The 24248-nt window shown below is 46.6% G+C and carries 17 protein-coding genes; 6 read left to right on the forward strand and 11 right to left on the reverse strand.

The window, feature by feature from the left end; genetic code table 11:
• Positions 1-293 precede the first annotated feature (293 nt).
• Entirely contained in the window at positions 294-1010 is a 717-nt protein-coding gene (gene arcA / locus L1D23_RS17075) for a two-component system response regulator ArcA (protein WP_239838513.1), read from the forward strand.
• Between the two features lie 142 nt (positions 1011-1152).
• Here the strand turns inward: arcA and hldE are convergent, their stop codons facing one another.
• The 3 genes from hldE to L1D23_RS17090 all read right to left on the reverse strand — a co-directional run bounded on the left by hldE (position 1153) and on the right by L1D23_RS17090 (position 6840).
• A complete protein-coding gene (gene hldE / locus L1D23_RS17080; protein ID WP_239838514.1) occupies positions 1153-2583 on the reverse strand; it encodes a bifunctional D-glycero-beta-D-manno-heptose-7-phosphate kinase/D-glycero-beta-D-manno-heptose 1-phosphate adenylyltransferase HldE in 1431 nt (476 codons plus the stop codon).
• A gap of 60 nt (positions 2584-2643) precedes the next feature.
• A complete protein-coding gene (gene glnE / locus L1D23_RS17085; protein WP_239868726.1) occupies positions 2644-5484 on the reverse strand; it encodes a bifunctional [glutamate--ammonia ligase]-adenylyl-L-tyrosine phosphorylase/[glutamate--ammonia-ligase] adenylyltransferase in 2841 nt (946 codons plus the stop codon).
• A gap of 99 nt (positions 5485-5583) precedes the next feature.
• Positions 5584-6840 (reverse strand): methyl-accepting chemotaxis protein, encoded by a 1257-nt coding sequence (locus L1D23_RS17090; RefSeq protein ID WP_239838516.1) that lies wholly within the window; start codon positions 6838-6840, stop codon positions 5584-5586.
• A gap of 116 nt (positions 6841-6956) precedes the next feature.
• Between L1D23_RS17090 and L1D23_RS17095 the strand changes: the two genes are divergently transcribed.
• Positions 6957-7721, forward strand: a complete 765-nt coding sequence (locus L1D23_RS17095; RefSeq protein ID WP_239868731.1) for a potassium channel family protein — start codon at positions 6957-6959, stop codon at positions 7719-7721.
• Positions 7722-7749: 28 nt separating this feature from the next.
• Here L1D23_RS17095 and L1D23_RS17100 read toward each other — a convergent pair whose 3' ends face one another.
• Complete coding sequence (locus L1D23_RS17100) at positions 7750-9267, reverse strand: inorganic triphosphatase (protein ID WP_239868734.1); 1518 nt, start codon at positions 9265-9267, stop codon at positions 7750-7752.
• 204 nt (positions 9268-9471) lie between these two features.
• On the opposite strand from L1D23_RS17100, the gene L1D23_RS17105 reads away from it, so the two are divergent.
• The 3 genes from L1D23_RS17105 (at position 9472) to L1D23_RS17115 (ending at position 12308) form a co-directional block, all read left to right on the forward strand.
• Entirely contained in the window at positions 9472-10152 is a 681-nt protein-coding gene (locus L1D23_RS17105; protein ID WP_239838519.1) for a TIGR00153 family protein, read from the forward strand.
• Between the two features lie 130 nt (positions 10153-10282).
• The gene (locus L1D23_RS17110; RefSeq protein WP_065740733.1) at positions 10283-11542 is read left to right on the forward strand and encodes an inorganic phosphate transporter; all 1260 of its coding nucleotides are present in this window, start codon (positions 10283-10285) and stop codon (positions 11540-11542) included.
• Between the two features lie 154 nt (positions 11543-11696).
• A complete protein-coding gene (locus L1D23_RS17115) occupies positions 11697-12308 on the forward strand; it encodes a TIGR04211 family SH3 domain-containing protein (protein ID WP_006957778.1) in 612 nt (203 codons plus the stop codon).
• Positions 12309-12349: 41 nt separating this feature from the next.
• Here the strand turns inward: L1D23_RS17115 and L1D23_RS17120 are convergent, their stop codons facing one another.
• Positions 12350-13126 carry a general secretion pathway protein GspB gene (locus tag L1D23_RS17120; protein ID WP_239868736.1) on the reverse strand — a complete coding sequence of 259 codons (777 nt, stop codon included), beginning with the start codon at positions 13124-13126 and terminating at the stop codon, positions 12350-12352.
• Positions 13126-14736: an ExeA family protein gene (locus L1D23_RS17125; RefSeq protein WP_239868740.1), complete on the reverse strand. Its 1611-nt coding sequence runs from the start codon at positions 14734-14736 to the stop codon at positions 13126-13128. The genes L1D23_RS17120 and L1D23_RS17125 overlap by 1 nt, the downstream gene beginning before the upstream one ends.
• 90 nt (positions 14737-14826) lie before the next feature.
• Between L1D23_RS17125 and L1D23_RS17130 the strand changes: the two genes are divergently transcribed.
• Complete coding sequence (locus L1D23_RS17130; RefSeq protein WP_239868742.1) at positions 14827-16044, forward strand: multifunctional CCA addition/repair protein; 1218 nt, start codon at positions 14827-14829, stop codon at positions 16042-16044.
• Between the two features lie 358 nt (positions 16045-16402).
• On the opposite strand, the gene eno is transcribed toward L1D23_RS17130, so the two are convergent.
• The 5 genes from eno to rlmD form a co-directional block, all read right to left on the reverse strand.
• Complete coding sequence (gene eno, locus L1D23_RS17135; protein WP_082313390.1) at positions 16403-17701, reverse strand: phosphopyruvate hydratase; 1299 nt, start codon at positions 17699-17701, stop codon at positions 16403-16405.
• An 85-nt stretch (positions 17702-17786) separates the two neighbouring features.
• On the reverse strand, positions 17787-19427 hold the full coding sequence (locus L1D23_RS17140) for a CTP synthase (protein WP_021458603.1): 1641 nt from the start codon (positions 19425-19427) through the stop codon (positions 17787-17789).
• Positions 19428-19583: 156 nt separating this feature from the next.
• Entirely contained in the window at positions 19584-20384 is an 801-nt protein-coding gene (gene mazG / locus L1D23_RS17145; RefSeq protein ID WP_239868745.1) for a nucleoside triphosphate pyrophosphohydrolase, read from the reverse strand.
• 205 nt (positions 20385-20589) lie between these two features.
• Positions 20590-22809, reverse strand: coding sequence for a GTP diphosphokinase (gene relA / locus L1D23_RS17150; protein ID WP_239868749.1), 2220 nt, complete (start codon positions 22807-22809; stop codon positions 20590-20592).
• 73 nt (positions 22810-22882) lie between these two features.
• Complete coding sequence (rlmD, locus tag L1D23_RS17155; protein WP_239868768.1) at positions 22883-24202, reverse strand: 23S rRNA (uracil(1939)-C(5))-methyltransferase RlmD; 1320 nt, start codon at positions 24200-24202, stop codon at positions 22883-22885.
• Positions 24203-24248 lie beyond the last annotated feature (46 nt).

Here is a 24248-nt window from a genome sequence, read left to right on the forward strand (position 1 = left end):
TTAATATTTGTTACATTCGAACTCTTGATATAAATCAACAAAGTGCATGGAATTAACATTATGACGTTGTTAGCATGCTGTTAACATTATAGAATCCGCCTCAAAGACTAATAGAGCGTGTGAGGAAAAGGGACCTCAAGAAGCGAATTGGGACCAAGGAAGGCGGGCAATCAAAGAAACAATGTATTTTTACAGTCTTTGGTTTATTATCAACATCACATTACCTGTATGTTAGGTTTTTGCCTAGAATTTATTCTATTAGCACAATTTTTTCACAAGTTTAGGTACCGCCAATGCAAACCCCGCACATTCTTATTGTTGAAGATGAGCAAGTAACTCGTAACACTCTAAAGAGTATTTTTGAAGCAGAGGGATACGCTGTTTTCGAGGCCAGTGACGGTGAAGAGATGCACCAGGTGCTGTCTAATAACCAGGTCAACTTGGTTATTATGGACATCAACCTTCCAGGTAAAAATGGCCTTCTGCTGGCACGTGAACTGCGCGAGCAAGCGAATGTGGCATTAATGTTCCTGACTGGTCGTGACAACGAAGTTGACAAGATCCTTGGTCTTGAGATCGGTGCAGATGACTACATTACCAAGCCATTTAACCCGCGTGAGCTAACGATCCGTGCCCGTAACCTACTAAATCGCTCTATGAGCACCAGCGTGGTCACGGAAGAAAAACGCAGCGTTGAAAAATACGAATTCAACGGCTGGGTATTGGATATCAATAGCCGCTCACTAGTGAGCCCAAGTGGCGATGGCTACAAACTGCCTCGTTCTGAGTTCCGAGCCCTACTCCACTTCTGTGAAAACCCAGGCAAGATCCAGACACGTGCTGACCTGCTTAAGAAGATGACTGGTCGTGAGCTTAAGCCACATGACCGTACTGTCGATGTGACTATCCGTCGTATCCGTAAGCATTTTGAATCAGTCTCAGGTACACCAGAAATCATCGCGACAATTCATGGTGAAGGTTACCGATTCTGTGGTGATTTAGAAGAATAATCACCAAAACGAAGAAAGAAAAATGGAGCCAATTGGCTCCATTTTTTGTTTTTTCTTTGTCGGCTGCGACTTAAATGGTAACAAGTTATGAACAAAGCCTGACTCAGGCAGAGCTCAATAACGCGCTGCCTAATGTGTCTTTTTAGCCTTTGCCGCCCTTGATTGCGTCAATGATCTCAGTCGTTGAGCAACCATCTTCAAAGTTGAGTACTTTAACTTCACCACCATTGGCAATCACTTCTTTACCACCCGCAATCTCTTCAGGCTTGTAATCACCACCTTTGACAAGCATGTCTGGCAAAACTTCTGAAATCAGGCGTTGAGGCGTTTCTTCGCCAAACGGGACAACCCAATCAACCGCACCAAGGCCAGCCAGAACCGCCATACGGCGATCTGTCGGGTTAACCGGGCGACCAGGGCCTTTCAAACGCTTCACCGATTCATCGGTGTTCACAGCGACAATCAGGCGGTCACCCAATTCAGCAGCATGGTTCAGATAAGAAACGTGTCCAGCGTGCAGAATGTCGAAACAACCATTGGTCATCACTACCTTCTCGCCCTTCGATTGTGCGTTCTTCACCGCTTCAATCAGCGCTTGCTCAGTGATAACACCAAAATCAGTGTCTTGACTGCCATGAACCGCTTCAGCTAGTTCAATGGTTGATACAGTGGATGTACCCAGCTTACCAACTACGACGCCTGCTGCTGCATTTGCCAATGCGCAAGCTTCATCAAGGGGCTTACCCGCCGCCACTGATGCCGCCAGCACAGAAATCACGGTATCACCTGCACCCGTTACGTCATAGACCTCTTGTGCAAGAGTTGGTAGGTGGAATGGTTCCTGCCCACGGCGCAGCAAGGTCATACCGTGCTCACTTCGCGTCACCAATAATGCATCAAAATCGAACTCTTCAATCAGCGCTAAGCCCTTCTCAACCAAGTCTTGCTCAGATTTCACTTTCCCCACAACCAGCTCAAATTCAGCCATGTTAGGGGTCAGTAATGTTGCGCCACGGTAGCGTTCAAAATCCGCACCTTTAGGGTCAATAAACACAGGTACCTTAGCTGCGCGTGCTTTCTGAATAAACTGCTGAACGTGCTCCAATGCACCTTTAGCATAATCAGACAGAACAACCGATTTCACTTTTGGCAGTGCCTGCTCCATACGATCTAAAATCAGCTCGGCATCGGTATTTTCAAATTTGTCTTCGAAATCTAGGCGGATCAGCTGCTGACCACGGCTCAAAACGCGAAGTTTAGTAATGGTTGGATAGTTTGGCAGAGCCACAAAGTCACACTTTACTTTCAGTGCAGATAGCGTCTCATTAAGCACTTTAGCTGGCTCATCAATCCCAGTTAAACCCACGATATGCGCATGGCCACCCAAAGAAGCAATATTCATTGCCACATTCGCTGCACCACCTGGACGCTCTTCGTTATTTTCTACTTTTACTACAGGAACTGGGGCTTCTGGGGAAATGCGTCCAGTCGGGCCATACCAGTAACGATCAAGCATGACATCACCGATGATCAATACACCAGAATCACTATAGTTCGGTAGGATTGGTTTCATTATGGGTCTCCAAATTCTAATTCGGGCAAGAGTTTAACACAGGGGATAAGGACCCTAAACCTATTCTAACCACTCATGCCAAAGCGCTTTAACCAGCTCTCGCTCTTTGAGAAATTTTTCTTCAGCCACATCGGCCTCAAGATTCAATAAATTGCGATGATGAATTTGATCGCGCATCGTTGTGTATGCCTGAGTCAATGCCATCGCAGGAGCTTCATCCATAATGCCTTGTGCCATCATGGATTCAAAGATTCTGACGTTATCACTCCATCGAGTCAGCTTAGGTTTTTCATGGCTGTACCTTAAGACTAGGTACTGAGCAAGAAATTCCACATCGGTAATACCACCGGGATCTTGCTTAAGCATAAAGCGACCTGCTTTTTTCCCACCAAGGTGCTCTCGCATCTTGACTCGCATCTCCGTGACATCCTTTTTGAGCTTTGACTCTTCTCTTACCAAACTCAAAATATTATGTCTTGTCTGAGAGAACACGTGTTGCAGTGGCTGATCCCCATAGATCATTCGTGCTCTTACCAGTGCCTGATGCTCCCAAGTCCACGCCTCTTTATGCTGGTATTCATCAAAGGCATCTGCAGGACTAACCAACAACCCTGAAGCACCTGAGGGGCGCAGTCGGGTATCCGCTTCGTATAAGATGCCTGACGCCGTTCTTGTTGAAAATATATGAATGATGCGCTGGGCCAAACGTAAGTAGAATTGGCGACCATCAATCTCTTTTTTCCCATCGGTATAGGCATGAACTGGGCAATCATGCATAAACACAATATCCAGATCCGAGTTGTACCCTAGCTCCCAGCCGCCTACTTTGCCGTAACCAATCACAGCAAAACCTCGACCCTCTCTATCTTTTAGATGTGTTGGCTCACCATATTTCTCCGCCATTTGCAGCCACGCCTGATTGACAACCGACTCCACAATAGCCTCTGCCAGATAAGTGAGGTGATCACTCACTTTCATAACAGGCAGTACTCCTGCAATGTCTGCGGCAGCGATGCGTAAAATACAGATCTGCTTAAACTGACGCAGTGCTTCCATCTGTTGCTCCATATCGTCTTCCGGGATACGAGCAAGGAAATCACGCAGTTCAGTACGGTAGCTTTCCAATGGTACGGGATTGTACAACTGCTGGGGATCAATCAGCTCATCAAGCAGAATCGGATAACGTCCAAGCCGCTCAGAAATCATCGGGCTGGCCGTGCACAATCTAACTAGCTGCGTCAACGCTGCAGGGTGCTCATCCAATAACTCCAAATACGTTGTTCTAGTCACGATCTTATGCAGCAAATGTAAGACACGGGGTAAGCCATATTTGGCATCTTGATGAGAATAGATCGCCGCAAAGATCTTTGGCATTAAACGGTTCAGAACTTCTCGACCACGAGGCCCCAGTGTCTTCTTCGCAAGATCTTGTTTAAATTGAATAATGGTTGATGCCATTTCAGTAGCATCGCCGCTCGCAATATCCTGCTCAAGTACCGCTTCAATTACATCTGGCTTCTCCGCCATATCCCACAGCTCATGAAAATGCTTGGCGACCTCGGAGCATTCCTCTTCTTCATCGCCAATCAAACTATTGAATACCTGATGGACATTGCGCATATGCTGACGCACTTGCTCGATCAGTGAAGTCCAATCCGAGAATCCCATGGCAATAGCAAGTTGAAGCTGTTCAATCTCACTTTCTGGTAGAGTTTGCGTTTGTTTATCAGCCATTGCTTGAAGCAGGTTTTCCAAGCGACGAAGGAACTTGTACGCATGTTTGAGATTACTCACTTCTTCACTGGTTAGTTGCTCCAGCTCTTCAATTGCATCGAGAGTCATCAGTAATCCTCGGTGGCGCAGGTTTGGCTCACGGCCTCCTCGAATCAACTGAAATACCTGAGCGATAAACTCGATTTCCCGAATGCCGCCCGCTCCTAGCTTGATATTATTTGTCAAACCACGACGACGAACTTCACTGCTGATCATTGACTTCATGCGCCGTAGTGACTGAATCGCACTGAAATCAATATAACGACGGAAAACAAACGGGCGCAGCATCTGACGTAATTCCTGATATTGCGGATACATCTCACGCCCCATTACACGCGCTTTGATCATCGCGTAACGCTCCCAATCGCGTCCTTGCTCTTGGTAATAGTCCTCTAACGCCGCGTAACTCATCACCAACGGGCCACTGTCACCAAAAGGACGTAACCGCATATCGACGCGATAGCAAAAACCATCAAACGTCTGCTGGTCGAGCGCTTTGATGATGCGTTGTCCTAGGCGAGTAAAAAACTGAGCATTGGCAATACTGCGACGAGCGCCTTGAGTGTCACCGTTTTCTGGGTAAGTGAAAATAAGATCAATATCTGAGGAGAAGTTCAGCTCTCCGCCACCAAGCTTACCCATGCCAATAATCAACATTGGCTGCGCTTCACCCGCTTCATTACAAGGAGTTCCCCACAAATCACAACACGCTTTGTATTGCCATTGGTAAGTCTCAAAAATCATCGCCTCCGCCAACTGAGACAAGTGCTCTAGGCTTTGTTCAAGCTCCCAACTGCCTATGAAATCTCGCCATGCAATGTATGTCATCTCGCGATTACGAAACTGTCTGAGTACTCGGTGACCTTGCATTTCATCACTGCATCCGGCCAATAACTCTTCCAGACGCTGTCGATATGCTTCGTGCCGAGACTCTGCCTCCAACATCTCAGGCAAATGTTGATGCAAATACTCATCTTGCTGCAGGGTGTCGACAATAAACTGACTCAACCCAGCCACATAGCTAAGCTCCTTACGATAAGAGTCAGGCCACTCTTGAATAGCCTGATGTTGCAGTAGGGATTCCAGAGCCGTCTGAGAAACAGAAGCAAGACTTGCGGGCAATTGCATGGTTCTTCCTTGGTTCGATAAATTCTTTGATAGCGTTTTATACCAATAAAAAACGCCCACTAACACTGAGTGGGCGCTGATTCATAGGACTTGTGACTATTAGACTTTAAAGGATGTGATCTTGGCATCTAAGGCTTCAGCATTTTTCTGCATGATCTCTGAAGTTTCAAGTAATTCTGATACCACTGTCACCGACGCTTCCACCAGTTCACGAACGTTCGTGAGGTTTTGATTCATCTCTTCTGCCACACTACTTTGTTGCCCTGCGGCGGTCGCTATTTGGAAATTCATATCGTTAATTTGGTTGACTTGCGTGACGATACCATCCAACTCACTACCGGCATTGGTGACCAAATCCACGCCTTCAGCCGCCTCAACCACACTTTTTTCCATCAGCTCAACTGCTGAGCTCGCACTGGATTGCAGCTGAGTGATCATATCCTGAATTTCTACTGTCGCGTTCTGAGTACGCTGGGCTAGGCTGCGAACTTCATCTGCTACGACGGCAAATCCGCGACCCGCTTCCCCCGCCCTCGCTGCTTCAATCGCAGCATTGAGTGCCAACAGGTTTGTTTGCTCTGAGATGCCTTGAATAGTGCCAACCACACTGCCGATTGACTCGACACTCTCCTCAACCTGATTCACAGCCTGTGCTGAAGCGGAAATATCTCTCGATAGTTCGCTGATTTTATGAACGGTATCCTGAACAAACCGCTGACCACTTTCCGCCTGACCGGAAGCATTCTCAGTCAACGAAGACGCATTTTGCGCATGATCCGCGACGGTTTGGACCGTTGATGACATCTCACTCATCGCCGTTGCCAATTGGTCAATCTCGTTAAACTCTTCTTGCGCTGACTCTTTGGTTTCCGACATGCTCAAGGTCATGACTTCTGTTAAGCCTGCCAGTTCCTGTGATGCTTCAATTTGCAGTTTGATCATGTCCTGCAGTTGCACTCGCGTCTTTTCCAATTCACGAGCCACGTCACCGTATTCATCCTTACAGTCCATTTCAATTGGCACCGATAAGTTACGATCTGCCATTAATTTGATCGCATCACTAAGATATTGAGTTTGACGTAACATGATACGTGCAGCGAATAAAAGCAAGACAACAAACACAATGATCATAGTGGCCGTTTGCCACGCCACCTGCACCATGTAAGCCTCATAGTGTTCCTGCGCAACCTGAACATTTTTCGTAGCGGCGAGAAGAGAATCATAAAAAGTACTCGCATCCCATAGTTGCTTGCCGATGATCAAAATGGTACTGAACACCATCAACATCACCATTTTGGGAACCAAACGAATATCCGTTATCACTCGTTCCCATGGCTTAAATGCCATCTTGGTCATTGTTAGTTCTCCGCTAAGTCTTATATATTTGTTTTTCCTGATCACATTCAGGAGGCTGTACACTGCCGCTCGTGACTATCGATAGATAGCGAATACATATTTATTTTGAGCCTCGTATGAATATAGATGATATCAAATCTGATACAAAACCAATGAGCTTACTGTCACTAATCCTGTCTTTCATGGCACTATTTGTGATCTCTGGCCTGCTGTTCTTCCCACTCAGCACTCAAACGCGACAAGTTCTTATCGGCTTAGACTTTATTATCTGTAGCGTCTTTCTCCTTCAGCTAAGCGTAGATTTGATCCGCTCTACAGATCGCATGCAATTTATGAAACGACACTGGATTGACTTCATCGCCAGCATCCCAATGATCGAGCCACTACGCTTTGCTCGGTTATTCCATATCCTGCGCGTGATTCTGGTCATCCGTTCGAGCAAACTTCTCATCAAGCAGCTACTTGTGAATCGTCGTGAAACGACTCTGGCTTCTATCCTATTATTGATGGTGGTCTTGCTCACCATAGGCTCAAGCATGATGCTATTCGTGGAGGGAAAATCACCGGAGGCCAATATTCAAACGGGAGGGGATGCGATGTGGTGGGCATTGGTAACCATCTCTACCGTAGGCTATGGCGATCACTTTCCGGTGACTGATGCAGGAAAAATCCTTGCCTCAGGTCTGATCATCTGTGGGGTGGGTATTTTTGGTATGATTTCCGGTTTGATCACTTCGCTGATCACTTCACCTACTGAAGTCCAAGCCAAACGCTCTGAGAATAAAGAACGCTTACTATTAGAGTTGGTAGAGAAACAAAACGAAATCTTGCACCGCTTAGAGCGCTTGGAACAGCAAACTCAACAAAAACGGGAGCCATAAGGCTCCCGCTTCCACCCTAGTACGCCGCTTAGTCTTGCCAATAGGGTTCCGCTTCAATACAAATGATGCGCGTTTGCTCCATGGCATGGAGGATTGAACGCTCCTGTCGAGACAACCAGCGTTGAAGCTGTTCTTGCTCCTCGCCTTCCAGTTTATTCACCATCTTGTCTAAAGTACGCAGTTTCAGTAGATCATCGATACCATGTAGCAAATCGCTCCAAGGCAAACGGAAGCTATTGCGCTCCTCGAAGTCAAATAGACTCGCAAAACTGACTCCGGTGTATAGGTTGCGCATCAGGCGATACTGCTGATCGATATAGTCCTGACTGCTCAAGGCACGCTCTGGCGGAAAAGCTTCCATTAACTCAGCCCAAGTGCGATCCAACTGCTTGACAGAGAAAGGTTCAATCGTCAGTGACATCTTATCGCGCGCTTTCTCATCGAGAAATGGTTGCCAACCACGCGTTAAAATCCAACGACTTAAATCCAGTAAGAGCCCTGTGTATCTGGCCGAATTTAACAGGGTCAGTATTTCTTCACGAGCAGGCAACGCTTCCTGAATCACTTTGAGTTCTTCAAGCAGAAACTTACGCGCATCGAGTTTGCGCAGTGCATGGCCTTTATCGTCGAGCAATGCTTCAAGGTAGTCATAGTCATGTAACCACTCTAGCTCTTGCTCAAGCCACTTAAGTTCTTGACGTACTAACGCACTCGCTCGGCGCGGCACCACGCCGCCATATACAGTCAAAACTTGACGAATAAAACTGATGGCGTTTTTAATCTCATGTAAGGCTTCGACAGATTCACGTTCAGCATAAATTTGTTCGTGATAATGCCAATGAGATAAACCATGTTCCAGAGAGTTGATAAAGCAAGACTCCACAGTGTCGTATTTATCTGTACTCACCAACGCCATAGGCTTCACTTCATCTCCAGTATAACCACTAGCAAGGCGATAACCTTTCGCCGCTTTACTCAAGTTACCTAGGCGCATGCCCCCCTCTTCAGAAAAACGACGGGCTAAGGTAAATAAGGCATCGGTTTGACCGGATTTCAGTTCCAGTTCCACTTCGCAAATCGGATCTTCTTTATCACCAGACTCTACATTACCTTGGTCAAACGCAACTTCGATTTGGCTGCCATCAGGCATCGCAATCAACCATTGTTCACGAGTAAAATTGGTAGAGAAAAGCGGGATAAGTTCAGATTGGAGTGTGTCGGCGTCTTTACCAGTTGGCCAGATATCTGACGGGTGAAGAGAAAGAAGTGGCTCGTTACTGTCATGTTCAGCGTTAAACTCTGGTCGTTGATGTAACCCAGCGACGACACGCCCGGAAGTCTTGACCGTCTGAACGTAAACATCATCAAAACGACGGATTCTTAAGCCAATGTCATGCTGACGTAACCAATTGTCGGGAGTATCAAAGTAGGTATTTCCTAGCTCACGACAACTGTGCTGAAGTACTTTTGCTTGGGCGATTTTATTTCGCAAAGTCTCTGAAAAATCAGGAGAAACAAAAAACTTCAGTTCTATCTCGGTTTCCATAGCTATACCTTTTAAAACAGATACGAACAGGATATTGCCAATTTTCGCACTGGGCAAGAAAGAAATATCGCCGTAATGATGATCTAAAACAGTTTTAATGATGGATTTAATGCGTTACCATGCGCGCCTTTATAGCCATCGTTCAACATTTCACCACGAATGGTGTATGTTATTTTTAGGTTATATTAATTAGGTTGAATGACCATGCCAGTAAATACAATTATGGGGTTATTTGCAAAGTCCCCTATTAAGCCTTTGCAGCGCCACGTTGTGTGTGTTAACGAATGTTGTTCTCATCTGGTTAATTTCTTTGAAGTCAGTTCAAAGGGTGACTGGGAGAAAGCTTCAGAAATTCGAGCACAGATTTCTCACCTAGAGAAAGAAGCTGACGTACTTAAGCGCGAAATTCGCCTTAAACTTCCTCGCGGTTTGTTTATGCCAGTAGATCGTAGCGACATGCTTGAACTGCTGACTCAGCAAGACAAACTGGCAAACCTAGCAAAAGATATTGCGGGCCGTGTGTACGGTCGACAATTGACTATCCCAGAACCACTCCAGGAAAACTTCATTGCGTATGTTAAACGTTGCCTCGATGCAGCGAATCAAGCGCAAAAAGTCATCAACGAGCTCGACGAGTTATTGGAAACGGGGTTCAAAGGCCGCGAAGTAACACTTGTGGCTGAAATGATCCACCAACTGGATGTGATTGAGGACGACACAGACGCGATGCAGATTCAACTTCGCCAACAACTGATGGTGATTGAAGGCGATCTGAATCCGATTGATGTGATGTTCCTTTATAAAATTCTTGAATGGGTAGGTGGCATAGCAGATCAGGCGCAACGTGTTGGTGCGCGTCTGGAACTCATGTTATCTCGCTCATAAACAAATAAGTTAACCAAATAACGAAGAGCATCTTAATAGCACTCCCCTGATAGGCGTTAAATAACGAGGCGCCGAAGGGGCTTTGTCGTGCCTAATTTGCTCCGCTTGTTATCAACAACTAGGTATTACGATGGATATCCTTGCGAACTACGGCACTGTCCTGATTATTATTGCAGCAGCTTTTGGATTTATGATGGCGATTGGTATTGGCGCGAATGACGTGGCCAATGCAATGGGTACATCGGTAGGCTCTAAAGCTCTCACCGTAAAACAAGCGATCATTATCGCGATGATCTTTGAATTTGCGGGGGCATACCTTGCAGGCGGTGAAGTAACCGACACTATCCGTAAAGGCGTAATCGAAACGTCACTTTTTGCTAGCCAGCCGGACGTTCTTGTCTTCGGTATGATGTCAGCCCTACTTGCGGCAGGTACATGGCTACTCCTTGCTTCTTACATGGGTTGGCCTGTATCAACTACTCACTCGATCATTGGTGCCATCATTGGTTTCGCCTGTGTGTCTGTGGGTACAGAAGCTGTCGATTGGGGCTCAGTTCAAGGCATCGTTGGTAGCTGGATCATTACTCCAGTCATCTCAGGTTTCTTTGCGTACGTGATTTTTGTCAGCGCCCAGCGCCTGATCTTTGATACCGAGAAGCCACTCTTCAACGCTAAACGTTTCGTCCCAGTTTATATGTTCATCACTACCATGGTGATTGCTCTGGTAACGATCAAAAAAGGCCTTAAGCACGTTGGTCTGCACCTTTCTGACGGCGAAGCATGGATGTGGGCAGCTGCGGTATCTGCACTGGTTATGGCGGGCGGTTACTTCTACATTCAGAAGAAATTCTCAAGCCGCGAAGATGATCACGGTTTCGCTGGCGTAGAAGGTATCTTCAGCGTACTTATGGTTATCACAGCATGTGCAATGGCATTCGCTCACGGTTCAAACGACGTTGCTAACGCGATTGGCCCTCTGTCTGCAGTTGTATCTACCATTGAACACATGGGCGAAATCACAACTAAGAGCACCATCGCTTGGTGGATTCTACCTCTTGGCGGTTTCGGTATCGTTGTTGGTCTGGCGACGCTTGGTCACAAAGTAATGGCAACTGTTGGTACAGGCATCACTGAACTGACACCAAGCCGCGGTTTCGCAGCTCAGCTAGCAACAGCGTGTACTGTTGTTCTGGCATCAGGTACTGGTCTTCCTATCTCGACCACACAAACACTAGTTGGTGCGGTATTAGGTGTTGGTTTTGCTCGCGGTATCGCAGCATTGAACCTAGGTGTTGTACGTAACATCGTTGCATCTTGGATTGTGACCCTGCCAGCAGGTGCACTACTTGCGGTTGTGTTCTTCTACGCAATTCAGGCAATGTTCATCTGATGAGCAAGTCAATGATGTGTTAACACACTGTCATTATTGACTCAAATCCACAGAAAGGGAGGCTCAGCCTCCCTTCTTTGTTGCAGTGACTGGGGAAACTACTTACTATTTGGCACTAGCAAGTTATAGACAAAAGACTGTTAAAGGATTTACCGTGAAAAAACTGGTTTGCTTCGTTCTAGCATCACTGCTCGCTGTTCCAGCAGCAATGGCTCAAGACCGATACATTTCTGATAAGCTATTTACCTACATGCACTCTGGTCCTAGCAACCAATTCCGCATTATCGGCAGTGTCGATGCCGGTGACAAAGTGAAGCAACTTTCGACCAACCGAGATACTGGCTACACCCAGATTGAAGACGCCAAAGGTCGCAAAGGCTGGGTAGAAAGCCGCTTCGTCACAAGACAAGAAAGCATGGCGCTTCGTCTTCCTAAACTAGAGAAAGAACTGGCAGATGTTAAAGGAAAGCTTGCCAATGCTCGATCTAGCGCTGACCAAGAAAAAGCAGGTTTAGCTGATTCACTAGAAAACCGTAATCGCCAGATTGCCGACCTTGAGAAGAGCTACGGTGAAATCAGTCAACAACTGACAGCCTCACAAGAAGAAGTCCGTAATCTACGCGCTAAGCTGGATACGCAGAAAGATGACCTACTACTGAAGTACTTTATGTACGGTGGTGGCGTAGCGGGTATTGGATTACTATTTGGCCTGCTCTTGCCACACATTATCCCACGCAAAAAGCGCTCTCCATCTGGCTGGGCTTAAATACAGAACATCAAAAAAGGTCGCCTTGGCGACCTTTTTTATTATCCTTTCCAGTCATACAAAGCTGGCACTTCAATCACCGAGCCTTTAAATGAAATCGCACTGTGTTGCGGTTCAATGTGCTGCAACTGAATGTCATTGCTAATCCAGTCACCTTCGCGATATTCGGTCCCATTGACTTTCACCCAACGTTTGTCTGGGTTGCTTGAGTAAACGTGTGTCTGGAAATTCAGCGGTGGTAGCTTTCCTTGCCACTGGCGGCTGTGTATCGCTAGATCGGACGCCTCACTGTCATCATATTTCGGCTCTGGGTTTGCACTCGACTCCAGTGCAGATTCAACCCGCATAGCCAGTTCAGGTGATAAGCCAGATAAATCTAAACCATCCAATAGTGTACTGTTTTGTGACTGAGCAGGCGGCTGAACGCGCGGCAGAACAGGTTCTTGAGGTTGAACCACTGGTGGTTGAGTTTCTTCGCTTGCCACTTCTATATGACCAGTGTCAGCCTTAGCATATTCGTAAGTTTCACGAAGCTCGCTAAATGATGGGTAAGGCAAAGTCTGATACGCAAACGGGACTTCTAGCACTTGAGGTTTCGCTTGATGGCTCGCCTGCCATTGCCCTCGTTGCTCGAGGTAACTCTGATATGTACTTAGAGCTCCCGTCACCAACGCAGGGGCAACAATAACCGTAGCTAACAACCAGCCTGATACCGTCCGTCGAGGTCGCACATCATTGACTGATTGGTAATGATTCACGCCGTTAAATGTCTGATGGTTTTGCTCAGAGTGGTCTAAAGCCTGCAGTACTTTTGACATTATGCTTTCTCCTCTGAGGCAGTTAACGAAGGGGCATGCTCTTGAGATAACTTTTCAAGACGCTGCAAGGTTCTTCGTCCGGCAATGCCATCCACATGGAGTCCCTGCCATTGCTGGAAAAGCTCAACCTTACGCATCAGTTCCTGATCATAAACATCGGACTCTCTTTCGGGCTCACCCAGAACTTTAGACAAACGATCATCCAATTCAGCGATCGCACGTCCTGACATATTAGGTTTCAAAGTCTGATGCCAGTAACCTTGCCAGATCTGGTGATACTGCCCCTGCCATAATTCCTTGAGCTTGGTGATCGGCAATTCAATTCGCTCCGTTCCTAACAATAGCTGAGCAGAATCCTGTGTGAGCTTATATAGCACGGCATAACTTTGCAGGCCGTCTTTGCTGAGAGACAAAAGTACGGGAACATTAGCTTGTCTGAGCGTATTCAGCGTGCCACGTGATTGAGTACAACGGAACGCACTTTGATCACTTTGCTGGCAAAGACGCTCAGCCACAGACGCATTCAGCCCCCACACATGATAAAGCTCCGCAATACCCTGCTGGAAATCCGTTGCACGAGCAAGAGTGGACTGTAATTCAACAGGAAAAACTTCCTTTTCTATCGCTTCCACATTTGACGCTGGATACGCTTCACTTAGGTGCGCTTCAATCGACGCACTGAAAAGCATTGGAGCTAACCAATAACTACCGACAGCCAGTACAGCTCCTACGGCAGCAGCAATACCCAGTGGAGAACGCTGTGGCAATGAAGGCACTGGTTGAGTGGGCTGATGATACGAGGTTTGAAAACTCATCACCTCTTCACAAGCCACTTCAACGCTTGAATGGCTCGGTACCGCTTCTCCGATGCTGTAAGCTCGTTTTAAAGCTGCATCACAAATCAGATTAATCAGGCGTGGAATACCCAACGACTGCAGAGCAATATGCTTGAGCGACTTAGCTGAGAACAAACTCGCTTCGCCACCCGCCAGTTCAAGACGATACTGAATATAACTGGCGGTTTCTTTGCTATCCAATGGCAACAGGTGGTATCGCCCCGTAATACGCTGCGCTAGCTGGCGCAATTGAGGCATCTGCAATTTCTGTTGTAACTCTGGTTGGCCAACAAGTAGCACTTTGAGCAGCTTCTGGTTGTCCGTTTCAAGATTAGTCAATAAGCGCAACTGCTCTAGCACTTCAGCGGACAAATGCTGTGCTTCGTCGATGACCAGCAAAGTCTGAATACCATTCGCATATGTACTGAGCAGAAATTCATGAATCTTCTGATTCAGTTGTTTGAGCGTTGCGCCAGATTGATACTCAATCGAAAATTCATCGCAGATTGCTTCAAGCAACTCTATGCTTGAAAAGGTAGGGTTGAGGATTAGACCAGGCTGAGTATCCGTACCGAGTGATTTCAGCAATGCGCGTGCAACGGTTGTCTTCCCGGTACCAACTTCACCAGACAACATCGCAAAGCCCCCACCCTCGCCAAGGCCTGCTTGTAAGCGAAACAGCGCTTCTTTGTGCCTTTGGCTTTGGAACAGGAAACGAGAATTCGGCACAATCGAAAACGGCAGCTCTGTGAATCCAAAATGTTGTTTATACATACTTCTCGTCTCTGGGAATTTACCGATAAGAAAAGTACCATTGCTGGCATGAATAGCCAATTCTAAAATCCGAATTTAAGAGAGACATCTGTGCAAATATTTCTGGTTGGTGGTGCAGTCCGCGATAAACTGCTGAAAATCGACGTTTACGACCAAGACTGGGTCGTGGTTGGCGCATCGCCTCAGGTATTACTGGACCAGGGGTTTGTTGCTGTTGGAAAGGACTTCCCTGTGTTCCTACACCCTAAAACCAAGCAAGAGCATGCCCTAGCAAGAACCGAACGCAAAACTGGCTCAGGCTACAAAGGCTTTGATTGTTATTTTGCTCCTGATGTCACCCTTGAAGAGGACCTGATTCGCCGAGACCTGACTATCAATGCAATGGCAGAAGATGAGCAAGGTCGGATTATCGACCCTTACGGCGGCCAAAAAGATCTCAATGATCGCGTTCTTCGCCACGTTTCAGATGCTTTTACAGAAGATCCTCTTCGCGTACTTAGAGTCGCGCGCTTCGCGGCGAAATTGCATCACCTTGGTTTTGCCATCGCCCCAGAAACTCAACAGCTAATGGCTCAGATTGTCGAGTCTGGAGAGCTAACTCATTTAACGGCTGAACGTGTGTGGCAGGAATGGCACAAATCGCTATCAACCCAAGATCCACAGATTTTTCTATCGGTCCTGCGTGACTGCGGTGCCCTCAAAGTGATACTTCCTGAACTGGATCGCCTGTTTGGTGTACCTCAACCAGAAAAGTGGCACCCGGAAATCGATACAGGCATTCACAACCTTTTAGTGGCGAAACAGGCTGCCCTACTCAGCCCCTCTCACAGAGTACGCTTTGCCGCGCAGATGCACGATTTAGGCAAAGGAGTGACACCAAAAGATGAGTGGCCGAGCCATAAGAAGCACTGTCACACGGGCCTTAGCATAATCAAGAAACTGTGTGAGCGAGTTCGTATTCCGAATGAATATCGCGATCTTGCCTTAATGGTGTGTGAACAACACTCTAATATCCATCGAGCAGCAGAGCTTAGAGCCGATACCATTATCAAAATCCTCAATGGCTTTGATGCATGGCGAAAACCTGAACGTTTAGAGGAGATCTTGTTATCTTGCATGGCTGACAGCCGCGGTCGTACTGGCTTCGAAGATATTGAGTACCCTCAAAAAGGTATTTTTGAGCAGGCATACCAAGCAGCACTGGCGGTTAACGTTCAAGACATCATACAAGATGGATTCAAAGGCGCTGCGATCCGAGAAGAAATGGAGAAACGCCGAATCGAAGCCGTTCGGGCAACAAAAGTTTAAGCATTGCACTCAAAGAGAAGTAGGTCATGTAAAACTGAGCATTAGTACCTTCGGACTTATCACGGCCTGGTCTCTTCCCTAAAAACAAAAACGCCTCCGAAACCGGAGGCGTTTTTAAAGCTTTAAGCTAATAATTCAAGCTATGAATTACTGACCTTTAACTTCTTTAAGACCGTTGTAAGGAGCTTTAGCACCTAGAGCTTCTTCGATACCGATTAGTTGGTTGCTTTCTTTTAGGTGTAGCAGCAACACGGTCAGAACGGCTCATTGCCCATAGAATTCTAAAAGTTCTTAGAGCCTTAAACACAAAATGCCCCACTAAAAAGTGAGGCATTCATTAAAGCATTCAAACTATGAATTACTGGCCTTTAACTTCTTTAAGACCGTTGTAAGGAGCTTTAGCACCTAGAGCTTCTTCGATACGGATTAGTTGGTTGTACTTAGCAACACGGTCAGAACGGCTCATAGAACCAGTCTTGATTTGACCTGCAGCTGTACCTACCGCTAGGTCAGCGATAGTTGCATCTTCAGTTTCGCCAGAACGGTGAGAGATTACTGCTGTGTAACCTGCGTCTTTAGCCATCTTGATTGCAGCTAGAGTCTCAGTTAGAGAACCGATTTGGTTGAACTTGATTAGGATAGAGTTAGCTACGCCTTTCTCGATACCTTCAGCAAGGATCTTAGTGTTAGTAACGAATAGGTCGTCACCAACTAGTTGAAGCTTGCTACCTAGTAGTTCAGTTTGGTGCTTGAAGCCATCCCAGTCAGATTCGTCTAGACCATCTTCGATAGAAACGATTGGGAATTGGTTAGCTAGCTCAGCTAGGTAGTGGTTGAACTCTTCAGAAGAGAAAGTCTTACCTTCGCCTTTCATGTTGTAGATGCCAGCTTCTTTGTCGAAGAACTCAGATGCCGCACAGTCCATCGCTAGAGTCACGTCTTTACCTAGTTCGTAACCAGCAGCTGCAACAGCTTCTGCGATAACTTCTAGAGCTTCAGCGTTAGACTTAAGGTTAGGGGCGAAACCACCTTCGTCACCAACTGCAGTGCTGTAGCCTTTAGACTTAAGAACTTTAGCTAGGTTGTGGAATACTTCCGCACCTATACGTAGACCTTCTTTAAGAGTCTTAGCGCCAACTGGTTGGATCATGAACTCTTGGATGTCAACGTTGTTGTCTGCGTGCTCACCACCGTTGATGATGTTCATCATTGGTAGAGGCATAGAGAACTGACCAGCAGTACCGTTTAGTTCAGCGATGTGCTCGTATAGAGGCATGCCTTTAGCCGCCGCAGCAGCTTTAGCGTTAGCTAGAGAAACCGCTAGGATTGCGTTAGCACCGAACTTAGATTTGTTCTCAGTACCGTCTAGCTCGATCATTACTGCGTCGATTGCAGCTTGGTCTTTAGCGTCTTTACCAACTAGAGCTTCAGCGATTTCACCGTTTACCGCTTCAACAGCTTTAAGAACACCTTTACCTAGGAAACGAGCTTTGTCGCCATCACGTAGCTCAAGAGCTTCACGTGAACCAGTTGATGCGCCAGATGGAGCAGCAGCCATACCTACGAAACCGCCTTCTAGGTGTACTTCAGCTTCTACAGTTGGGTTACCACGTGAGTCGATGATTTCACGACCTAGAACTTTAACGATCTTAGACATTAATGTTTCCTCTCGTTCAAATATAAATGTCAAATTTAAAAGGCAGCAGCACAACCTTCAACCTTCGCCACTGCCCGTATCCTTTTTACTTCTCTAATTCGCCGCGTTGGAATTCACCAGCCGCTTTTACGAACCCTGCGAATAGTGGGTGACCATCGCGAGGTGTCGAAGTGAACTCTGGGTGGAATTGAGCCGCTACAAACCATGGGTGAGCTGGATTCTCAATAACTTCCACAAGTTTCTTATCTGCTGACAGGCCTGACACTTTTAGGCCCGCTTTTTCAATTTTTGGACGCAGATTGTTGTTCACTTCGTAACGGTGGCGGTGACGTTCATGAATCGTCGCGCTACCGTAGAGTTCACGAGCTTTAGTCCCTTTCTCTAGGTGACATAGCTGCGAACCAAGACGCATCGTACCGCCTAGGTCAGACTTTTCGGTACGTTCTTCAACTTTACCTTCGCCGTCTACCCACTCTGTGATCAAACCTACCACAGGGTACTTGGTCTCTTTGTTAAATTCTGTTGAATGTGCACCTTCCATACCCGCAACGTTACGCGCGTATTCAATCAGTGCCACTTGCATACCCAGACAAATACCTAGGTAAGGAACCTTGTTTTCACGAGCGTATTGCGCCGCACGGATTTTGCCTTCCACCCCACGATCACCGAAACCACCAGGTACCAAGATAGCATCTAGACCTTCCAGCGCTTCTTCACCTTTGGTTTCTACGTCTTGTGAGTCAACGTACTTAATCTTAACGCTCAAACGGTTCTTCAGACCTGCGTGTTTCAGCGCTTCGTTGACTGACTTGTAAGCATCCGGCAGTTCGATGTACTTACCGACCATACCAATGGTCACTTCTGCCGTTGGGTTTGCTTCTTCATAGATAACCTGTTCCCACTCAGTCAGATCAGCTTCAGGAGCAGAAATGCCGAAACGAGAACAAACTAGGTCGTCAAGACCTTGAGATTTGATCAATTGAGGGATCTTGTAGATTGAATCTACGTCCTTCATAGAGATAACCGCTTTTTCTTGCACGTTACAGAAAAGAGCGATCTTCTTACGCTCGTTCGCTGGGATCATGCGATCAGAGCGACAAACAAGAATATCTGGTTGGATACCGATAGACAGCAGCTCTTTAACTGAGTGCTGGGTCGGCTTAGTTTTCACCTCACCTGCTGCGGCAAGGTAAGGAACCAGTGTCAGGTGCATGAACATAGCACGCTCACGACCTAGCTCTACAGCCAACTGACGGATTGCTTCCATAAATGGTAGAGATTCGATATCACCAACGGTGCCACCAACTTCAACGATCGCAACGTCGTGGCCTTCAGAGCCTGCAATAACGCGGTCTTTGATTGCATTAGTGATGTGAGGGATAACCTGAATGGTTGCACCTAGGTAGTCGCCACGACGCTCTTTACGTAGCACGTCAGCGTAAACACGACCGGCGGTGAAGTTATTGCGCTTAGTCATCTTAGTGCGAATAAAACGCTCGTAGTGACCAAGGTCTAGGTCAGTTTCGGCACCATCTTCCGTAACGAACACTTCACCGTGCTGAGTTGGGCTCATTGTGCCCGGATCAACGTTGATGTAAGGGTCAAGCTTCATCATAGTCACTTTAAGACCACGAGCTTCAAGAATAGCGGCAAGAGATGCTGCTGCAATACCTTTACCTAGAGAGGATACAACCCCGCCAGTAACAAAAATGTAATTTGTCGTCATGTTTAACCTGAAATTGGTTGAATGAGGGAAATGGATTTCTTCTGGACGGGAGATAAATATACCAGAAGACCCTTATCGCCACAACGTGAAATCTATCACACTGTAATTTTTTATTTTTTGCTTCAAATCAAATTCGATCGGCAAGATACACTATGATTACGGCTTCGATTCGCGGCGTTTTACTTCGTCCCACATGCTATCCAATTGTTGTAAATCAAAATCTGTCAGTTGCTTACCTTGCTCTGCCACCATAGCTTCAACACTTCTAAATCGTTGAGAAAATTTTAAGTTTGCTTTGCTTAAGGCCGATTCAGGATTTTGCCCTAAGTGCCGACTTAAATTGACGGTAGCAAACAGTAAATCACCTAATTCCAACTCAATTTTCGATTCATCAGGGGAAACTTGAAGTGCCTCTGCCATCACTTCATCAACCTCTTCTCTCACTTTGTCGACCACAGGCCCTAATGAATCCCAATCGAAGCCAAACTTGGCGCACTTCTTCTGAATCTTTGTCGCACGCGACAAGGCAGGCAGAGAATTCGGTATTGAGTCTAGAATACTTTGTTCCATTCTGCCTACTTCAGCTTTTTCTTTGGCTTTTTCAGCTTCCCAGTTGGCGTTGATTTCTTCGTCCGATTCAAATTCAACATCAGAAAAGACATGGGGATGACGACGAGTAAGCTTTTCATTCACCGTGTCGACCACCTCTGAAAAATCAAACAAACCCTGTTCTTTAGCTAGCTGACTATAGAAAATAACCTGAAACAATAAATCCCCGAGCTCTTCCTTAAGGTTTGGCCAATCGCGATTGTGGATGGCATCTACAACTTCGTAGGTTTCCTCAATGGTGTGAGGAACAATCGTGTCAAAGCTTTGTTTTAGGTCCCACGGACAGCCATTCTCAGGATCACGAAGCTGTGCCATGATCGCTTCTAATTGTTCTATCGGGTGATTCATGTTCTCTTTTCCTTTAAACCTTTCTATCTAAAGAAAAAGGTGAGCGGTACAACCACTCACCTTTGTTATATGTTTATCAATTCTCTAAATAATTGAAGCTGTAGCTAGGCGGCAAGCGAGCGAGACTCCTGAGCATAGCTTGCCTATGTGATGGAGCGAGTAAGCGCAGGCAACAACGCTATCAGCTTCAAGTATGACGAGAATTTTAGCCTAAGCGTTTAACACTCATAACATCTCGGATCTGCTCTACTCGCTTCGACACACGCTGTAGAATTTCGATATTCGTCACCTCAAGATCAAAGTCCATAATCGACAACTGCTTACGGTAGTCAACACGACTCTTCATGCTGGTGACTTTGATTTTCTCGTTGGCAAACAGCGTCGTGATGTCTTTGAGTAACCCACTGCGCTCCATGGCTTCTACGCGTACCGTCAGTATATAAGACCCTACAAAACCACTACCCCACACAGTATCTATGATACGTTCTGGCGCGTGATGACGCAGCTCTTCCAGTTGTTCACAGTCCGCTCGGTGGACAGAAATCCCCCGCCCTTGTGTGATATAACCAGAAATCTCATCACCCGGAATAGGCTGACAGCAACGTGCAAGGTGCGTCATCAAATTATCTACACCTTCAACCACTACGGCATCTTTCTTCGGACGACTTTGCGCAGGCGCTTTAGTTTTTGCTTCCTGCAGTTTTTCGAGCGCCTGCTGATCTTCTTCTTCTGCGGTTGGCTTGTTCACCAAGGCATTGATGTGATTAATGATCTGGTTAATACGCAAGTCGCCGCTGCCAACACCGACGTATAGCTCATCGGCACTGTTAACATTAAAACGTTTCAGCGCATATTGCTCTGCATCTTTCAGTGTTGCACCGATTTTTGCCAGTTCGACTTCAAGGATCTCTCGACCCGCTTCTAAATTCTTCTCACGTGATTGTTTGCGGAACCAAGCATTGATCTTGGCACGAGCACGGCCAGAAGTGACAAACCCCATTGACGGGTTGAGCCAGTCTCGCGAAGGATTGGGTTCTTTCGCCGTGATGATCTCGACCTGATCACCCATAGAAAGCTTATGAGTAAACGGTACGATGCGACCTGCGACTTTCGCTCCAATACAGCGATGACCAACTTCAGAATGAATGTGATAGGCAAAATCAAGCGGTGTCGCGCCCATCGGCAAATCAACAACATCCCCGCGCGGGGTAAAGGCATAAACGCGATCATCAAAGACCTGACTGCGGACTTCATCAAGCATTTCGCCCGAATCTGACATTTCTTCCTGCCAATCAAGCAGTTTACGCAGCCAAGTAATTTTCTCGTCGTAGCCACTTCGACCACCACCACCTTCTTTGTACTTCCAGTGCGCAGCAACCCCCAACTCCGAGTCTTCATGCATGTCTTTAGTACGAATCTGGATTTCGATGGTTTTTCCTTCAGGGCCAAGGATCACAGTATGAATTGACTGATAACCATTTGGCTTGGGGTTTGCCACGTAATCATCAAACTCACTTGGCAAATGCTTATACTTAGTATGCACCACACCTAGGGCGGCATAACAATCCTGAAGCTTATCAGCAATGATTCGAACCGCACGCACATCAAACAGTTCATCGAATGCCAAGCTCTTCTTCTGCATTTTGCGCCAGATACTGTAAATATGCTTCGGACGGCCACTCACTTCCGCATTGATGCCTGACGATGTAATTTCATTCGACAGGTCATCCACAAAATCTGTGATGTACTGTTCACGGACGATACGACGCTCAGACAGCTGTTTGGCGATTTGCTTATAAGTTTCTGGCTGTTGATAACGGAAAGCATAATCTTCAATTTCCCATTTCAGCTGACCGATACCTAAGCGATTAGCCAAAGGGGCATAAATGTTTGAACACTCTTTTGCCGCGGCTTGACGAACTTCATCCGGGGCCTTCTTCACCTCAATCAAATTACAAATACGCTCGGCAAGTTTGATCACCACGCAGCGAAAGTCGTCAACCATCGCCAGTAGCATGCGGCGCACATTATCGACCTGAGCAGAAGCGGCGCTGCCTTCCATTGTGACGTTGAGTTGGCCCAATGCCGCCATTTCTTCAACGCCATCAATCAATTTAATCGTTTCCTTACCGAAGTCCTCCTCCAGCGCTTCACGTTGATACGCACCGCTAGAAACGACGGGGAACAATAAGGCGGCGACTAGCGTTGCTTTGTCCATGGAGAGAGTAATGAGGATTTCGATCATTTCACGGCCACGCCATAATAACAGTGGGCCTTGGTCGTTATTTTCAAGAATCGTTTCGCAATGGCGATACACTTCTTTAAGACGCTTCGCGACTTTTGTGTCCTGCTCTAGGCTAGCAATCCAATTATCTAGATCAAACTGTTCGTCTTGGTTCAAATGTGCGCTTCTTACCGCAACCATTGTCTTCGTCCTGTTAAACTTTTTTCTTCGACCTACCCCGCAGTGAGACTGCGCTTGAGAGAGTAAGTTCGTATTAATCCTTCACAAAAAGCGCCATGGATTCTAAGTGACTGGTGTGTGGAAACATGTCTAGCATTCCCAATCGTTGTAACTTGAATCCCTGACTTAGCAAGCTCTGAGAATCTCGCGCTAGAGTAGCAGGATTACAAGAAACATAAACGACTCTTGTCGCACCTAGCGATGAAACTTGCTCGACAATACCACTGGCGCCAGCTCGTGCCGGATCCAGCAGTATTTTATCAAACTTTTCTCTCGCCCAGAGCTGACCAGACATATCTTGTTCCAAATTCGCCTGATAAAACTGTGCATTCTCAATCTGGTTCACTTGAGCATTATGAGTGGCTTTACTAACCATCTCATCGATCCCTTCCACGCCCGTCACACTCTTCACCTGCTTAGCAATAGGGAGGCTGAAATTCCCTAGCCCGCAAAACAAATCTAACACTCTGTCTTGCTCAGATAACGCCAGCCAATCCAACGCCTGAGCCACCATCTGCGCATTCACTTGTTGATTCACTTGAATGAAATGGTTTGGTTCAAACGGAACAGTCACACCAACTTCCTGATAAACACCCGCCTCACCGCTTTCTAGCACCAGTTGTTCATTGTTTGGCATTAGATAAAGCGTAACTTTATTGAGCTTGGCAAATTCAAGCAGTGCAGTATGATCTTTATCTTTCAGTGGCTTGAGATGACGTAAAACCACAATCCGCGTGTTGTCAGCTTTTACCAACTCGACATGGCCGATGTTCTCTTGTTGAGAAAAGCGTGATAACAGCGCATATAACTCAGGCAATAACTCATCCAATTCCGGTGTCAAAACGGGACAATGAGTTACGGTGACGATGTCTTTACTCTGCTTCTTGCGAAAACCGAACTGCAGTTGGCGCTTTTTTTTATCCACCATGACACTGATTCGGGCACGGCGTCGGTAACCTTTTGTATCCCCCACAATAGGCGCATCTAGGTTCAGTGTTTGCCCCGCAAATTTACTCATCAACTGGCTCAATGTTTGCTGCTTATGCGTTTGTTGATGCTCACTGCTCAAGTGCTGCATGTTACAACCGCCGCATTGCTGATAGTGAGGGCAGAAAGGCTCAACACGCTGTTCACTGGGTGTCTGAATTTTGATTAAAGATGCGCGAGAAAATTTACTTTTGCTTTCTGTTAATTGTGCGATGACCTGCTCTCCAGGCAATGCACCATCGATGAAAATTGGCTTTTTGTTCTGGTAAGCAATTCCGGCACCGTGGTGATCGAGTTTTTCGATCTTCAGCGATTGATGCTTAGTATTGAGTTGAGTTTTCTTTTTCGGTTGGAAGAAACGCGCCATGCTTTGCTCTGTGCCTTTTAACTATTGCTCTGTATTGATGTTCAGG

Source organism: Vibrio sp. Isolate24 (genome assembly GCF_022398215.1).
Classification (GTDB): domain Bacteria; phylum Pseudomonadota; class Gammaproteobacteria; order Enterobacterales; family Vibrionaceae; genus Vibrio; species Vibrio coralliilyticus_A.

What these genes read in the sequence shown, in the direction of transcription:
- L1D23_RS17100 (WP_239868734.1), bottom strand. Translation starts at nt 9,267, where the DNA reads ATGGAAACCGAGATAGAACTGAAGTTTTTTGTTTCTCCTGATTTTTCA.
- relA (WP_239868749.1), bottom strand. Translation starts at nt 22,809, where the DNA reads ATGGTTGCGGTAAGAAGCGCACATTTGAACCAAGACGAACAGTTTGAT.
- arcA (WP_239838513.1), top strand. Translation starts at nt 294, where the DNA reads ATGCAAACCCCGCACATTCTTATTGTTGAAGATGAGCAAGTAACTCGT.
- mazG (WP_239868745.1), bottom strand. Translation starts at nt 20,384, where the DNA reads ATGAATCACCCGATAGAACAATTAGAAGCGATCATGGCACAGCTTCGT.
- L1D23_RS17140 (WP_021458603.1), bottom strand. Translation starts at nt 19,427, where the DNA reads ATGACGACAAATTACATTTTTGTTACTGGCGGGGTTGTATCCTCTCTA.
- eno (WP_082313390.1), bottom strand. Translation starts at nt 17,701, where the DNA reads ATGTCTAAGATCGTTAAAGTTCTAGGTCGTGAAATCATCGACTCACGT.
- L1D23_RS17090 (WP_239838516.1), bottom strand. Translation starts at nt 6,840, where the DNA reads ATGACCAAGATGGCATTTAAGCCATGGGAACGAGTGATAACGGATATT.
- L1D23_RS17110 (WP_065740733.1), top strand. Translation starts at nt 10,283, where the DNA reads ATGGATATCCTTGCGAACTACGGCACTGTCCTGATTATTATTGCAGCA.
- rlmD (WP_239868768.1), bottom strand. Translation starts at nt 24,202, where the DNA reads ATGGCGCGTTTCTTCCAACCGAAAAAGAAAACTCAACTCAATACTAAG.
- glnE (WP_239868726.1), bottom strand. Translation starts at nt 5,484, where the DNA reads ATGCAATTGCCCGCAAGTCTTGCTTCTGTTTCTCAGACGGCTCTGGAA.
- L1D23_RS17125 (WP_239868740.1), bottom strand. Translation starts at nt 14,736, where the DNA reads ATGTATAAACAACATTTTGGATTCACAGAGCTGCCGTTTTCGATTGTG.
- L1D23_RS17105 (WP_239838519.1), top strand. Translation starts at nt 9,472, where the DNA reads ATGCCAGTAAATACAATTATGGGGTTATTTGCAAAGTCCCCTATTAAG.
- L1D23_RS17120 (WP_239868736.1), bottom strand. Translation starts at nt 13,126, where the DNA reads ATGTCAAAAGTACTGCAGGCTTTAGACCACTCTGAGCAAAACCATCAG.
- hldE (WP_239838514.1), bottom strand. Translation starts at nt 2,583, where the DNA reads ATGAAACCAATCCTACCGAACTATAGTGATTCTGGTGTATTGATCATC.
- L1D23_RS17095 (WP_239868731.1), top strand. Translation starts at nt 6,957, where the DNA reads ATGAATATAGATGATATCAAATCTGATACAAAACCAATGAGCTTACTG.